Source organism: Marinobacter sp. DS40M6 (assembly GCF_028581595.1).
GTDB classification, from domain to species: domain Bacteria; phylum Pseudomonadota; class Gammaproteobacteria; order Pseudomonadales; family Oleiphilaceae; genus Marinobacter; species Marinobacter salarius.
Map to the genome: position 1 here is coordinate 115,073 of NZ_JAFCAE010000005.1, position 15,222 is coordinate 130,294.

The following is a 15,222-nucleotide window of genomic DNA, read 5'->3' on the forward strand; positions in this document are numbered from 1 at the left end:
ACGTCATGACCAAGGAACTCCACAACGAACTCTATCAGATAACGTTTGCCGGGCGGATTCTCGAAGGATTCGACGACGCAGAAGTCAGGGAAAATGTACAAGCCCTGTTTCGGATCTCCGACGAACGTACTGCAAGCCTTTTCAGCGGTGCCACCAAGACACTCAAGTCCGGTCTCAGTCACGCGGACGCCCTGGTTTACCAGGAGCGACTGACAAAAGCTGGTGCCGAAGTGCAAATTGCGAAACAGCCCGCCGCTGCAGTAAACCCCAAATTGGAAACCGCCGGCGCCCAACCGCCAGCGTCGTCAGACGACGAGCCAGCAACGGCCACCCCGACCGGTCCACAACGGGAGACACCGCTGGAGTTCACCGGCAACGGCCGCGAGTATTTCGGAATCTGGATCGTCAACATCCTGCTGACCATTGTCACCCTTGGCATTTATTCGGCCTGGGCCACGGTGCGTAACAATCAATACTTCTACGGCAACACCAAACTCGATGGAGCCAGTTTCCAGTACCTGGCCAGCCCGATCACTATCCTCAAAGGTCGATTGATTGCCCTGGCTGTCCTGGTTGTCTACGTGGTGCTTTCCGAGATGTATGTTGAAGCTGCCGTGGTCTTTGCCATCGCATTTATCCCCCTCGTACCCTGGATCATGGTGCGCTCGCTGCGGTTCAATGCCGTCAACAGTGCCTACCGCAACATCCGCTTCGACTTTCAGGGCCGCTATGGCCAGGCTTTCATGGTGGCGTTTGTGTGGCCATTGCTGAACATGCTGACCCTGTTGCTGCTTACCCCACTGGTGATGAAGAAAACCCACGAATTCATCGCTAACGGCAGCCGATACGGCACCACCGAGTTCGCGCTCAAAGCCGATACCGGATCCTACTACCGTTTCTTCGGAAAAGGCCTGCTGATCGCCATTGCCTTCGGTGTTGCGGCGTTCCTCGCCATGCGCTATGTCGGCTTTACCGTCGGGTCGATCATTGCCGGTGCTGGCTACCTGACACTGTTCGGCTATTTCATGGCGGGCATTTCAAACCTCTTCCTCAATGCCGTCCACCTCGACCGTCACGGCTTTGAATCCCGCCTGCAACCGCTGCAAATGGTGTGGATTTACCTGTCCAACAGTTTCTTCGTAGTCCTCACCCTTGGCCTTTTCACCCCCTGGGCCAAGGTGCGCATGGCAAGGTATCGGGCTTCCTGCACGGCCATGATGGTCAGCGGTGACCTGAACCACTTCGTTGCAGCCGAGCAGAACCGCACCAGCGCGTTGGGACAGGAACTGGGAGATGCCTTCGATGTCGACTTCGCCGCCATCTGAAGTCACGATCGAAGGCCAGTTCTATTCAGGTAATGACTCCAGCCGGCGGGGCGCAGTATTGCGCTCCGCCGCTGGCGTGATCATCGTTGATGCGGGAGACACCCGACTGCGCCTCGCGCACGACGATGTGACCATATCACCACGGATTGGCAACGCCCCCCGCTACCTCCACCTGCCTGACGATGGGGTCTTTGAAACCGAAGACAACGCCGCGGTGGATCAGCTTAGCCGGCAATCCCGGCGGGGGCGTGGCAATCGGCTGCTGCACGCGCTGGAGAATCACCTGGGGCTGATTCTGGTTGCGGTCGTCGTCACGATTGCGACCACCGGCGCTGCGTTTGTCTGGGGCGTGCCCTGGGCGGCCCAGGCCGTGGCCAATGCACTCCCGAACAGTATAGCGGAGCAGGTTGGCGACTCCACACTCACCACGCTGGACAGCACTTGGCTTGAACCTTCTTCGCTTTCAGAGGAACGCCAACAGGCGTTGCAGGCCCATTTCGAGCCTTTCCTGATGCCAGTGGCGGGCAAAGACCTGAGAGTGATTTTCCGCTCGTCTCCCGCCATCGGCACCAACGCCATGGCATTGCCGGACGGCACGATGATCTTCACGGACGATCTGGTGAACCTCGCCGAAGATGATAACGAACTGACCGCTATCCTCGCCCATGAAATCGGCCATGTCGCCCATAACCATGGCATGAAAGGCATGGTGCAATCGTCACTGACTTTCTGGCTGATCGTGATGATGACCGGTGACCTGTCTGCGTTTTCCGACGCAACCGTAGTGGTTCCGGCGGTCATGATGAGCCTGTCCTACTCCCGTGACATGGAACGGGAGGCCGACGCCTATGCCCTGAAAGCAATGACGGACCACGACCTGGACCCGACCCACTTCGTTACCATCATGGAGCGCCTGATGGCTGCTCATGGCGAGGACCGTTCCTCAGAGGCCGAGGAAGGCACTAGCCGGTGGGACAGCCTTCGCGACATGCTGTCGAGCCACCCGGAAACGGGCGAGCGCATCGAACGCTTTAAACAGACGCCCTGATCGGTATAGTAGCGATACGTTCATCACAGGGAGCACACACGATGCCATCCAGACCCACCAGGCCGGTTGCGGCCTCTGCCATCGACAAACATGTCTACAAGGTTTTTCCCAATGACATGAACGCACATCAGACGGTGTTCGGGGGCATGATTATGGCCAAGTGCGACCGTCTGGCCCTGGTGGTGGCGGAACGACACTCCGGCCATGTCTGCGTCACGGCAGCGGTGGACTCCATTCACTTCCGCGCGCCCGCCAAGGGCAACGATACCCTGCTGTTCAGCCTTGCCCTGAACCGCAGCTGGGGGTCATCCATGGAAATCGGAGCTCGGGTGGAAGCGGAAAACAGCTACACCGGAGAGTCCCGACATATCCTTTCCGCATTTTTCACTTTCGTGGCGCTGGACGAGAACGACAATCCCGTGGACGTGCCTGCGGTAGAGCCGGAAACCGACGACGAGAAACGCCGCTTCAACAACGCCGAAATCCGTCGGGAAGGTCGCCTGGAAACCCGCAAGAAGCTGAGTGAACGCCACTAAGGAATTCCACTCCCTATCCCCATGGCCCTTACCCCCTTAAACGACAAAAGCCCTGCCGGAATCCCGGCAGGGCTTTTTTTGTGGCAGGTCCCGGGCAAGCCCGGGAACAACACCCGAACCGTTATTTAGAACTGGTTCATGGTGTTGTCTTTACCGCCAGCCTTCAGAGCTGCGTCACCCGCGAAGAACTCTTTGTGGTCATCACCGATGTTGGAACCGGCCATGTCCTGGTGCTTCACAGTCGCGATACCCTGACGGATTTCCTTACGCTGAACGCCTGCAACGTAGGCCAGCATGCCTTCGTCACCGAAGTAGCCCTTGGCCAGGTTGTCGGTAGACAGAGCAGCCGTGTGGTAAGTCGGCAGAGTGATCAGGTGGTGGAAGATGCCGGCTTCACGTGACCCGTCACGCTGGAAGTTGGCAGTCCACTCGTCGGCCAGCTTGCCAAGGTCGGTTTCGTCGTACTTGGCATTCATCAGGTCGGCGCGCTCGTAGGCAGATACGTCCTTGCCTTCTTCTTTCCACGCGTCGAATACCTGCTGACGGAAGTTCAGAGTCCAGTTGAAGGACGGGCTGTTGTTGTAAACCAGCTTGGCATCGGGAACCACTTCTTTGATGCGGTTAACCATGGCAGCGATCTGGCCAACGTGGGGCTTCTCGGTTTCGATCCACAGCAGGTCAGCACCGTTCTGCAGGCTGGTGATACAGTCCAGAACCACACGGTCTTCGCCAGTGCCAGGCTTGAACTGGAACAGGCCAGATGCCAGACGCTTGGGACGAACCAGCTGACCTTTCTGCTTGATCACAACGTCGCCGTTGTTGATGTCTTCAGCCTTCTCGATTACTTCACCGTCGATGAAGCTGTTGTACTGGTCGCCCAGGTCGCCCGGCTCTTCAGTCACAGCGATCTTCTGGGTCAGGCCAGCGCCCAGGGAGTCAGTACGGGCAACGATCACACCGTCGTCCACACCCAGTTCAAGGAAAGCCAGACGTACAGCGTTGATCTTGGACAGGAAGTCGGCGTGAGGAACGGTCACTTTGCCGTCCTGGTGGCCACACTGCTTCTCGTCGGACACCTGGTTCTCGATCTGGATACAGCAAGCGCCTGCTTCGATCATCTGCTTGGCCAGCAGGTACGTTGCTTCGGCGTTACCGAAACCAGCGTCGATGTCGGCGATGATCGGCACAACGTGAGTTTCGTGATTGTCGATCTGCTTGATCAGCTCGTCAGCCTTGGCGTTGTCGCCAGCGTTCTGAGCTTCTTCCAGGGCGCGGAACAGGTGGTTCAGTTCCCAGGCATCCGCCTGACGCAGGAAGGTGTACAGTTCTTCGATCAGACCAGATACAGCGGTCTTCTCGTGCATGGACTGGTCAGGCAGCGGGCCAAACTCGGAGCGCAGGGCCGCAACCATCCAGCCAGACAGGTACAGGTAACGACGCTTGGTGGTACCGAAGTGCTTCTTGATGGACAGCAGCTTCTGCTGACCGATGAAGCCATGCCAGCAACCCAGGGACTGGGTGTACTGAGCCGTGTCCTTGTCGTAGTTCGCCATGTCTTCGCGCATGATTTTCGCGGTGAACTTGGCGATGTCCAGACCAGTCTTGAATTTGTTCTGGGCGCGCATGCGGGCCGCGTGCTCGGGCTTGATGGCGTTCCAGGTCGGGTTTTGCTTCAGCAGGGAAGCGATGGCGTCAACGTCTTTTGCGTATGGCATGGTCTCAGTCCTGTTTCTAAGGTTTGAGGTGCTCTTTTATGAAGCATAAAAGCGACTTCAGCGAGCCAGCGTCCGTTCAAAAAATAACCAGACCGCTGACATTGAGGGTTACTTTAGTGGCTTTGATTTTATAATTGAAATTTATATTATCTATATTCGGCATTTTTTGTATGAATGAAGACATCTTCCCTCACGCATTGCAAAGAACAACGAGCCGATCAGCGCTATTCAGGTCAAGATACTCGTCCCGTGGCGGGCTCAGCGCCAGATGCCGCCCCAACGAGTCGGGCTGCGCGCGCCATATGCCCAGCGCCACTTCTCCTTCCGCAGCGACCGTTTTCTCCAGTACCTGAAAATCCGCGCTGGCAGGCAAAGGATAGTTCTGGGGATCCCGGAACTGCACCTCAGCACCGCCCACCGTAAACAGCTCATCCAGCACCACCCTCAGCTCCCGCCGCAGGGCGACCTGAGCAAGCACGTGACTGATGATCATTGGGCTGATCAGCATTTCACTCTGGTGGCCCATTAACAGATTTCGATTGTCCGGGTCGCTCAGTTCCATGATCAGTTGCGGGCGCCTATCACCCTCACTCAACAGGTCTTCCAGTTGCAGGTAACCCACCATGGCACGGGCGTCAGCTTCCTCGCCGGACGCCAGACGATCACTGCTCAACAACATAATGGAGTCATAGTTGAGCGGCCCAACCCGCCTCAACTCGCCTTCCACCATGTAATCCGCTTCGATATGGCGGCAGATCACGTCCCGCTGCCCCCCCAGGTAACGGTCAATTTCCTGTTCCCGCTCCTTGGCAGGCACTACCGAAACGAGATCCACCTCGAACCGCCATTGGCTGTAGCTGGAAAACTCATCGATCAGGCTTGGCACCCGGCGATTCCATCCCAGCACAAGAATCCGGTGAACCCCGCCTGAAAGCGAGACAGCCCGGCTTGCGGGTTCACCTCGAGTGATAACCGGCAGCGGCGGCACCTTCGAATCCGACTCGGTTTCGGTGTAGTCCCTGGCCATCATGACAACCCGGTCCCCGGCCTCAATCACCGTGTCTGACGACGCCGGCATCCTCACCATCCAGGCCTTGCCCGACCGCTTCAGAATACCCAGCACAATTGCCTGGGGCCGCAGAGAGGCCAATTCTCCGAGGGACAGTCCCGCCAGGGCATCGCCACCCCGGATGTAGATTTCGCAACCCTCACCGGCGGTCAGAAGTTCGTTGTAAATTTCCGACAACCCCGGATGGAGGATGTTCTGCACCATTAGCCGGCTTATGGTGGCATCGCCGGCAACCACCTCCACCTCTCCGGGATAGGCGCGCTCAATCACCGGGAGCTTGCGCACATCCTGTATCTCGGCAATGACAAAGGGCAGTGATGCCCCCAGGTGTCGTGCCTGAGCAGCAATGGACAGCAACGCCTTCACGGTCTCCACGTCCGATGTCACCAGGCTGCCCGCCTGATGGGAGGCACTGGGCACTATGACAGCCGCGGCATCCAGGCAGGCTACCCTCTGCAAGGCATCCGGCTGAATGGCAGCGCCGGCACGGAGGATGATCTGGCGAGACTTGCGCCCGATACCGGGCTCGTCGCGCAACTCATGCACCTGGGCCGCCGAGGCATGCTCGGAAAGCACCACCAGGCGTAAGCGGTTGGTTTCACGTTTTTCCAGGAAACGGCGCATGCGCCCTGATGACCCCAACAACTCGCCCAGCAGCGGTAAGGTCTGGCTGGTCCAGCCCAGAACTACGATGTGGTTTCGCAGGGTAACCGGGGTCAGCCCCCGCTCCAGGTCGGTCATCTTGGCGATCAACCAGCGCGTCAGGATCGCCACCAGCGTGCCCATGAAAACCACATAACCGCTGACGGTGAGAATGGTGGACACAAACCGCTGCCAGTTACCCACATCGTCTCCGAGATAGCCCGGGTCCGTCAGCCGCAAAAAAGCCCACCAGATGGCATCGCCGACATCTTCAAAAGGCGTTCCAAGGGGGATCACCAGCAGCCCGCCAACAAGCGAAATGATGCCTATAAAGACACCCACCACTAACAACTGAAAGCCCGCACCTTTTACGAGTTGGCGCTCAACGATGAACTTCACGCGGTCAACAAAACGAAAGGGGATCATGATCGTCCTTCTGGCAAGATGGGGAATGTCGGTAGCATAGCGCAGAACGTATGGAATAAAACCGGAGCGGTGCCTTATAGCACGCTCGTTCACGAACAATTGACTGGCTACGCAATCCGCAGCATCGTATAGATGTCTATCAAGTTCTCCAACGCGGCCCTGAGCGGCTGCAAGACTGGCCGGTTTTTCATGTCCCATGCGCCGATCACATTGTCACTTGCTGTCATCCCGCTGATGACGGGCTGCTCCCTGCTGGCACCAACACCGGAACCGGCGCCACCACAAACCCACTATCATGCCCCCGTGGTCGAGGCCGTATCCGGCACGGCGGTTTCCATACCGCAACTGGCCGAGCGACTTGCGGAACAGGATGTGGTCATGATTGGCGAATATCACGGCCACCAGGGCGCTCACCTGCTCCAATCCCGCCTGCAGGCTCATCTGTACCAGCATCGCCCTGAACAGTTGTTATCCATGGAACAGTTCGAGGTGGACCGGCAGCCGGTGCTGGACCGCTACCTGGCCGGCGACATTGGCGAAATGGAACTGGTCGAGGATGCCGGCGCCTGGCCTATCTACCAATACGCCTACAGACCGCTGGTGGAATTTGCTCGTCGCCAGGGCCTGCCGGTCATCGCCGCAAACGCTCCGGGTGATATCGTTCGCTGCGTGGGACGCGAGGGGCCCGAGTATCTGGCGGACCTGAACGCAGCTCGGAAACGCCACATCCCAGACGCGCCCTTCGCAGGCAGCGCAGCCTACCGGGAAAAATTCTTTGGCACCATGGGCGGCCGGCATGGCACCGCCGACAATGAGCGACTGCAGAACACTTATCACGCCCAGTTGCTGCGGGACAACACCATGGCAAGCCGGATACTGGCCGCAAGGGAACGCCACCCCGAGCACCAGGTCATTCACCTGACGGGCACCTTTCACAGCGAGGAGCGCCTGGGCACGGTAGAGGCCCTTTTGCAGCGAAACCCCGAGCTGTCTGTAGCGGTTATAAGCCCGGTTTTTATGGAAGCACAGCCCGACGGCGACGAACTACCGCTCACCGGTAACCAAAACAAGGGCGACTATCTCTACTTCCTGCTACCGCTGCCCCCGGAGTACCGGGACGAAGCACGGGGACACGAATCGATGATGGATGCATTCCGGAAGGTGCCAGAAACAACCTGCGACTAAGCCTCACCAGCCTTGGCGAAAGCCGCCCCCATGGCGCGGGAAAAAACCGCCTCGTCCGCTGCGCTGAAAAGCACGAAGCGCACATACCTAACCCTTCCCAGACGCGGCAATACCTGCCTGACCGTCGCCATGGCAACCTCTGCAGCCCCTTCCACCGGGTAACCGAAAGCCCCTGCCGAAATGGCGGGAAACGCTATGGATTCAATTGCTTTACTGTCTGCCAACTCAAGGGCATTGCGATAGCATTCCGCCAGCCAGTGATCGGAAGGTTCATCCACACCGTAAACGGGCCCCAGGCAGTGGACGACGTACTGGTTTGGCAGGTTATGCGCCCCTGAAATCACCGCCTCACCCGGGCGGATCGGCGCCATGGGCCGGCACTCTTCAGCCAGCCCTGGCCCTGCCGCCGCATGGAGCGCGCCTGCGACACCGCCCCCGGACATCAATTGGGCATTGGCGGCATTAACGACTGCTTCCAGATCATCCTGGCGGGTGATGTCGCCACGAACGCATTCCACAGTTTTTCCGTTCAGTTCAACCTGTGCCATGGAAACCTCCCGGCCATTGCCTCAGCGTCGCCGCTTCAGCGAGCGGTTGATAATAACGGTTTCCGGCTCGCCGTGACCTGCGATGGCAGCCAGCGCCCGGTCCAGCGTTGCCTCGGCAATGGCTTCGTGTTTTTGGGGTAACGAGTGAACCTTGACCGGCAGGAAATCCAGCAGCCGGTCATCTCCGAAGGTAGCCATTCTGAGGGACTGCGGCAAGCCTCCCGGCTGCTCCAGCAGCACGTCGAGCACCCCTTGCAAGAGGGTGTACGAGGCGGTAATCAACGCATCCGGAAGCCCCTGATCCGCCAGCACCAGCTGCATCAGTCGGGCGCCGGAGGCTCGGTCATAGTGTTCACCACTGTAGACCGCCCATTGTCCACTGCGACTCCGAGCCACCGCCTCAAAGCCCTCGCGGCGCTCCCGTGTCATTGCCAGCGCCGGCACCGCATCAAGCCAGACCACCGACCCGGTGCCCGGCTCCAGCACTGAACGGGCCAGTGTGGCTGCGCCCTTGCGATTGTCGCTGACCACGCAACTGATCACACCCGGTGATTGCGATCGGTCCACCGCGATCACCGGCAGGTCTTCCTCCTGCAACTCTTGGTAGAAGGGGTCATTCGGTGGCAGGGCACTCGCAACGATCAGGGCATCGCATCGCCTTGCCTTGAGAGAACGTGCCAGCTCGCGCTCGGTATCCGGGTCATCTCCGGAGCCGGCAATCAGCAATTGATAGCCCCGGGCACGGGCACCCTGCTCCAGCAATTTGGCCAGGCGGGCGTAACTGGCGTTCTCCAGGTCCGGCAGGATAAACCCCAGGGTGCGGCTGGCCCCACCACGCAGCGACGCGGCTTGCGGGTCTATCTGGAAGTGGTTGTCCCGCGCAACCGCCATCACCTTTTCGATAGTCGCCGGCTTGATCCGGCGGGCCGGCCCCTGGCCATTGATCACGTAGCTGGCGGTGGTGCGGGACACCCCCGCCAGGCGGGCAAGTTCTGCAAGGGTCATGGGGCCGAGTCCTCCTGGGCACAGATTGCTTGATTTCTGATCATATCTGTTTCATGATTCATTCTATGTTTGCTGACACGATTCAGCAACCTAGATTTTACTGGTATTCACAACAACAAGGCGAGGCTCCCCACATGCTGACGCTAACAGCCAATGATATCCGCCTGGGCTGCACTGCAACCGACTGGCGGGATGCCCTGAACCAGGCCAGCCAGGAACTGCAGGATGCAGGCCGGACCACTCCCGACTACCACGCGGGCATGCTGGCCAGGGAGCAACAGTCCTCCACCGTCCTTGGCAACGGCATTGCCATCCCCCACGGCACACCGGAAAGCCGCGAGGCGGTCACCAGCACCGGCATCCGCGTGCTGCAGTTTCCCGGCGGCGTTACCTGGCATGACAACGCCACTGTGCATGTGTTGGTCGCCATTGCGGCCCAGTCGGATGAGCATCTGGATATCCTGCGCCACCTGACCCGCGTACTGGACAAACCCGGCCTGTCGCAGAAACTGGCCGAGGCCGATGACACCGAGGCGCTGGTATCCCTATTGTCGAAGGAGCCAGTGATGCCAAAATGCGACGCTCAGACCCTTTGCCTGGGTGTTAACACCCGGACCACCAGCGAACTGGCCATCAGCGCTGCTGCCCGACTACAGGGGTTGAGCTGTGTCGACGCCAGCTTTATGAAAGAAATTGTCAGCCAGCCACCCGTGGGGCTGGGCCAGGGGTTTTGGCTGGTTCACCACAGCGTTGGCAGTATCCGACCTGCGCTGGCACTGGCAACCCCCAAAGAACCCCGTGACGACCTCGCCGGCGTTTTCTGCCTGGCGGGCCCTGGCGACGACTGCCGCGAATTGCTGGAACGTATCGATAATTTCCTGGCCCAGAACATCCCCCTGGAAAGCCAGTCCGTGGATGCTGTACTTTCCCGGCTTTCCGGTGAGCAGGCCAATGCGGTCAGCGACCGGGTGCGCCTGCTGAATACCCATGGCCTACACGCCCGGCCCGCCAAACAACTGGTACAGGAAGCCCGTCAGCACAAGGCAGACATTCGCATCCGCCTGGAGGACGGCGATGGCAATTCGGTATCGGCGACCAGTCTCACCCGGATCATCGGCCTCGGTGCCCGCAGGGGGCAAACCCTGATCATATCCGCAACCGGCAACGATGCGGAACAGGCGGTAGAAGCCGTTTGCCAGGCCATCAATGACGGGCTCGGAGAAACCATCTCCCCGCTTCGACAACAACAGAGCCAGCCGGCGCCTGCCGAGCCGGAACCCGAACCTCTGGCCGATGACGAACCGCTGAAAGCGGTCGCCGCCTCACCGGGCCTGGCTCTGGCACCCGCCTTCGTCATGCGCCAGCCGACATTGGACTACCCCGCCACCGCCAGCGATGCCGGTGAACAGACCAGCCGACTGGGCCGGGCCATCGACGAGGCCGACGGACAACTGCGCACGCTGATTCGCCAGGCCGAAGGCGGTGAGGCAGCACCGATTCTGTCGGTGCATGTGGAAATGCTCCAGGATGACGATCTCTACCAGGCCGCCCTGGAAGCCATCAACGAAGGCGCGTCTGCCGAAGCCGGCTGGTGGCTCGCCATTGATACCGCCGCGCGTGCCCAGGAAGCACTGGCAGACCGGCTTCTGGCCGAACGGGCGGCAGATTTGCGGGATGTTGGCCGGCGCGTGCTGGCCAACCTCTGCGGGGTGGCCATGCCGACACCGCCGGACGAACCCTATGTACTGGTGGCGGACGACCTGGGCCCTTCCGATGTGGCAAGGCTGGACACCCAACGCGTTCGCGGCCTGATCACGGCCCGTGGTGGCGCCACATCCCACAGCGCCATCTTGGCTCGGGCGCTGGGGCTCCCAGCCGTGGTCGGGGCTGGTGACCGTATCCTGACCATCAGCAACGGAACGAACCTGGTGGTCGACGGCGAACGCGGCTGCCTGGTGCCCAATCCCAGCGCCGAGCGCCGCGACCGCATTGACCGTCGCCTGGACCAACTCACCCGCCTGCAGGCGGACGCCCACGAGTGCCGGAACGAGCCAGCCACCACCACCGATGGCCACACCATCGACGTATGCGCCAACCTTGGCAACACCGCCCACACCCCGGATGCTGTCGACCGGGGCGCCGATGGCATTGGCCTGCTGCGTACCGAATTCATTTTCATGGAGCATCCGGACGCGCCTGACCTGGACACCCAGGTGAAGGAATATCGCCATGCCTTCGACGCCCTCAACGGCCTGCCACTGGTCGCACGCACCCTCGATGTGGGTGGTGACAAGCCCCTGGATTACTGGCCCCTTCCCCACGAGGACAACCCCTTCCTTGGGCTGCGCGGTATTCGCCTGTCGCTGACCCGACCGGAAATCCTCGAAACCCAGGTGCGCGCGCTGCTGACGGCTGCCGACAACCGCCCACTGCGAATCATGTTTCCCATGGTCAAGGACCTGGAAGAGTTTCGCGCGGCCAAGGCCATCGTCGAACGGGTCCGCGCCGAGATTCCCTGCCAGGGCCTGCAGGTGGGCGTGATGATTGAAGTGCCCTCCTGTGCCCTGTTGGCCCACACCCTGGCACCGGAAGTGGATTTCTTCTCGGTAGGCACCAATGACCTCACCCAGTACACCCTGGCTATCGACCGTGGCCACGGCCAGCTTTCGGCCGAGTCCGACGGGTTGCACCCCTCGGTACTGCAACTGATCCGCATGACCGTCGAAGCCGCCCATGCTCACCAACGCTGGGTGGGTATCTGTGGCGAGCTGGCCTCCGACCCACAGGCTATTCCGGTACTGCTGGGCCTGGATGTGGACGAGCTGTCGGTGACCAGCCGGCGAGTGCCACTGGTCAAAGCCTGTATCCGCGGGCTTAGCCGCGAACACGCCCGTGAACAGGCGAAACTGGCGCTGGGCAAGGCCACCGCAGCCGAAGTGCGCGACGCCCTGGAGACACTGTAATGGCCCGGGTACTCACCATCACCCTGAACCCGGCGCTGGACCTAAATGCCGAGACCGACTCAATCCGGCTGGGTAACGTGAACCGCTCTCGGTCCACACGTCTGGAGGCTGCCGGCAAAGGCATTAACCTGGGCCGTGTGCTGTCACGCCTCGGCCATACCGTGACCGTGTCCGGACTGCTGGGAGACATCAACGCCGCGCCCTTCGACCGCCTGTTCTCGTCTGACATCCTGGCAGACCACTTTGTCCGCATCCCCGGGCAGAATCGCATCAACGTGAAAATTGCCGAGGGCGATGGTCGTGTGACCGATCTGAACGGGCCCGGATTTGACGTACCCGCGGATGCCCTGGACCGATTAAAGGCACGCCTGGGTAACTTGAAGAACAGGTTCGATGCCGTTGCCATTGCTGGCAGCCTGCCCGGCGGCTTTCCGCCCGAGGCACTGGCGGAACTGGTCACCCTGGCTCGCGAAGCAGACATCCCGGTGTGGCTGGATACCAGCGGCGCAGGCCTCACAGCCGGGCTTAAGGCGCTGCCAGACGGCATCAAGCCCAATACGGAAGAGCTGGCCGAATGGGCCGGGCACCCTTTGGAGAGCCTGGACGCCATCGCCGAGGCAGGCCGCTCACTTCAGGCCACCGGCATCGCCAATGTGGTGATTTCCATGGGCGAGAAAGGCGTGCTCTGGCTGTCGCCGAAGGGCAACTGGCAAGCGTTGCCACCGCCCGTGACCGCCACGAGCACGGTCTGCGCCGGCGACACTTTGCTGGCCGGAATGATTCACGGCTTGCTCGAACGTCATCACCCGGAACAGGTGCTGTCAACCGCCACCGCGCTGTCGGCCGAGTGCGTTCGACACATTGGCGTTGGCGATCCAATGGCCGACGACTTTATCCAACTGATTCAGCAAACCCGCGTCACTCTCTTTACCCCCTGGCCCGGGCACAACAACAATGGGGAGATGCCATCATGAAACTGATCATTGTAACCGCCTGCCCTCAGGGCGTGGCCACCAGCTTCCTGGCGGCCCGGGCCCTGGAAAGGGCCGCGCAGCAAAAGGGCTGGGAAGCCAGAACAGACATTCGCAGCCCGCAGCAACCACTGTCGTCCCTGCCCGAGGATGTCATCGCCTCGGCGGACCTGGTCGTTGCCGCAACAGGAACACCAACGGACCTGAACGCCTACGCCGGCAAACGCCTCTATCAGGTCCCGGTAACGGCCGCCCTGCCCGATCCCGCGTCGATTCTGGACCAGGCCGAAAAGCAGGCCGAGCCCTATCAACCAACAGAGGCTTCACAGCCCGAGCCTGCCACCTCAGGTAACGCAGGCAAACGCATTGTCGCCGTCACCGCCTGCCCCACCGGTGTCGCCCACACTTTTATGGCGGCAGAAGCCCTGACCGCCGCCGCGACCGCGGCTGGCCATCAGATCCGCGTGGAAACCCAGGGCTCCGTGGGTGCCCAGGATCCGCTGACCGCCGAGGAAATCGAGGCGGCGGATCTGGTGATCCTGGCCTGTGATATCGAAGTCGACCCCAGCCGTTTTGCCGGCAAGCGGCTTTGGCGCACGTCCACCGGCAGCGCCCTGAAAAAACCGGGGCCCACCATTGATGACGCCATGACCAATGCCTCTGTCGAGGAAGGCCAGAAAAAAGCGACCTCAGGAGGTGGTGGCGAGAAACGCGGCCCCTACAAGCATTTGCTGACGGGCGTATCCTTCATGCTGCCCATGGTGGTAGCCGGCGGCCTGCTGATCGCCCTGTCATTCGTGTTCGGCATTGACGCGTTTGAAGAGGAGGGCACCCTGGCAGCCGCGTTGATGCAGATCGGCGGCGGCACCGCCTTCCAGTTGATGATTCCCCTGTTGGCCGGCTATATCGCCTGGTCCATCGCCGACCGGCCGGGCCTGGCGCCGGGAATGATTGGCGGCTACCTGGCCAGCACCCTTGGCGCAGGCTTCCTGGGCGGCATCATCGCGGGCTTCCTGGCGGGCTACGTCGCCCGTTTCATCAGCCAGAAGCTGCCAATGCCCGAGAGCATCGAATCCCTCAAACCCATCCTTATCATTCCGTTGCTGGCCAGCCTGGTCACCGGCCTGGCCATGATCTACGTGATCGGCGAACCCGCCGCCGCCCTGATGGATGGGCTGACCAACTTCCTGGAAGGGATGGGCACCACCAACGCCATCCTGCTGGGCGGTATTCTCGGAGCCATGATGTGCTTTGACCTGGGCGGTCCGGTGAACAAGGCCGCCTATACCTTCGGTGTCGGTTTACTCTCGGAAGGCAGTGGTGGTTCGGCCCCCATGGCGGCGATCATGGCCGCGGGCATGGTGCCCGCCATCGGCATGGGTGTGGCGAGCTTTATTGCCCGCGCCAAGTTTGCAGAGGCCGAACGGCAGGCCGGGCGGGCCTCCTTCGTACTGGGGCTGTGCTTTATCTCCGAAGGTGCGATCCCCTTCATGGCCAAAGACCCACTGCGCGTGATTCCGGTGTGCATGGTAGGGGGCGCCATCACGGGCGCCCTGTCCATGCTGTTCACTGTCAAGCTCATGGCACCCCATGGCGGTCTGTTCGTGCTCGCCATTCCCAACGCGGTAAGCACAGTACTGCCCTATGTGGCCGCCATTGCCATCGGTTCGCTGATAATCGGGTTTGGCTACGCCATGATCAAGACCGGCAAGGCCGAGGTGGCAACCGCCTCCTCTTAGCAGACCTCCCCTCCGGGGGCGCTTGACGCCCCCGGTATTTGCGGCGATGG

Annotated in this window: 11 protein-coding genes; 7 read left to right on the plus strand and 4 right to left on the minus strand. The window is 60.9% G+C overall.

Translation table 11 applies throughout. The features are described 5' to 3' along the window. The first annotated feature begins 5 nt into the window (after positions 1 to 5). Genes JJO78_RS14315 through JJO78_RS14325 form a run of 3 tightly spaced genes read left to right on the plus strand, consistent with a single transcriptional unit; the run spans position 6 to position 2,909 of the window. Entirely contained in the window at positions 6 to 1,325 is a 1,320-nt protein-coding gene (locus JJO78_RS14315) for a YjgN family protein (protein WP_041332546.1), read from the plus strand. Then, positions 1,303 to 2,373 (plus strand): M48 family metallopeptidase, encoded by a 1,071-nt coding sequence (locus JJO78_RS14320; RefSeq protein WP_226909978.1) that lies wholly within the window; start codon positions 1,303 to 1,305, stop codon positions 2,371 to 2,373. The genes JJO78_RS14315 and JJO78_RS14320 overlap by 23 nt, the downstream gene beginning before the upstream one ends. 41 nt (positions 2,374 to 2,414) lie before the next feature. After that, complete coding sequence (locus tag JJO78_RS14325; RefSeq protein WP_036210582.1) at positions 2,415 to 2,909, plus strand: acyl-CoA thioesterase; 495 nt, start codon at positions 2,415 to 2,417, stop codon at positions 2,907 to 2,909. Between the two features lie 125 nt (positions 2,910 to 3,034). Here the strand turns inward: JJO78_RS14325 and JJO78_RS14330 are convergent, their stop codons facing one another. After that, positions 3,035 to 4,624, minus strand: coding sequence for an isocitrate lyase (locus JJO78_RS14330; protein WP_007154178.1), 1,590 nt, complete (start codon positions 4,622 to 4,624; stop codon positions 3,035 to 3,037). 190 nt (positions 4,625 to 4,814) lie between these two features. Continuing rightward, positions 4,815 to 6,761, minus strand: a complete 1,947-nt coding sequence (locus tag JJO78_RS14335; protein ID WP_075194253.1) for a CASTOR/POLLUX-related putative ion channel — start codon at positions 6,759 to 6,761, stop codon at positions 4,815 to 4,817. A gap of 132 nt (positions 6,762 to 6,893) precedes the next feature. Here JJO78_RS14335 and JJO78_RS14340 point away from each other — a divergent pair, with 132 nt between their 5' ends. Further along, positions 6,894 to 7,946, plus strand: a complete 1,053-nt coding sequence (locus JJO78_RS14340) for a ChaN family lipoprotein (RefSeq protein ID WP_226909979.1) — start codon at positions 6,894 to 6,896, stop codon at positions 7,944 to 7,946. Here JJO78_RS14340 and JJO78_RS14345 read toward each other — a convergent pair. Both JJO78_RS14345 and cra read right to left on the minus strand, forming a co-directional pair. Continuing rightward, entirely contained in the window at positions 7,943 to 8,494 is a 552-nt protein-coding gene (locus JJO78_RS14345; protein ID WP_075194252.1) for a macro domain-containing protein, read from the minus strand. The two genes, JJO78_RS14340 and JJO78_RS14345, sit on opposite strands and share 4 nt — an antisense overlap. A gap of 21 nt (positions 8,495 to 8,515) precedes the next feature. Continuing rightward, positions 8,516 to 9,499 (minus strand): catabolite repressor/activator, encoded by a 984-nt coding sequence (gene cra / locus JJO78_RS14350; protein ID WP_075194251.1) that lies wholly within the window; start codon positions 9,497 to 9,499, stop codon positions 8,516 to 8,518. Between the two features lie 134 nt (positions 9,500 to 9,633). On the opposite strand from cra, the gene ptsP reads away from it, so the two are divergent. Genes ptsP through JJO78_RS14365 form a run of 3 tightly spaced genes read left to right on the plus strand, consistent with a single transcriptional unit; the run spans position 9,634 to position 15,172 of the window. Next, positions 9,634 to 12,462 (plus strand): phosphoenolpyruvate--protein phosphotransferase, encoded by a 2,829-nt coding sequence (ptsP, locus tag JJO78_RS14355; protein WP_075194250.1) that lies wholly within the window; start codon positions 9,634 to 9,636, stop codon positions 12,460 to 12,462. Further along, complete coding sequence (gene pfkB / locus JJO78_RS14360; protein ID WP_075194249.1) at positions 12,462 to 13,436, plus strand: 1-phosphofructokinase; 975 nt, start codon at positions 12,462 to 12,464, stop codon at positions 13,434 to 13,436. The genes ptsP and pfkB overlap by 1 nt, the downstream gene beginning before the upstream one ends. Beyond that, on the plus strand, positions 13,433 to 15,172 hold the full coding sequence (locus JJO78_RS14365; RefSeq protein WP_075194248.1) for a PTS fructose-like transporter subunit IIB: 1,740 nt from the start codon (positions 13,433 to 13,435) through the stop codon (positions 15,170 to 15,172). Before pfkB ends, JJO78_RS14365 begins: the two co-directional genes overlap by 4 nt. Positions 15,173 to 15,222: the final 50 nt, after the last annotated feature.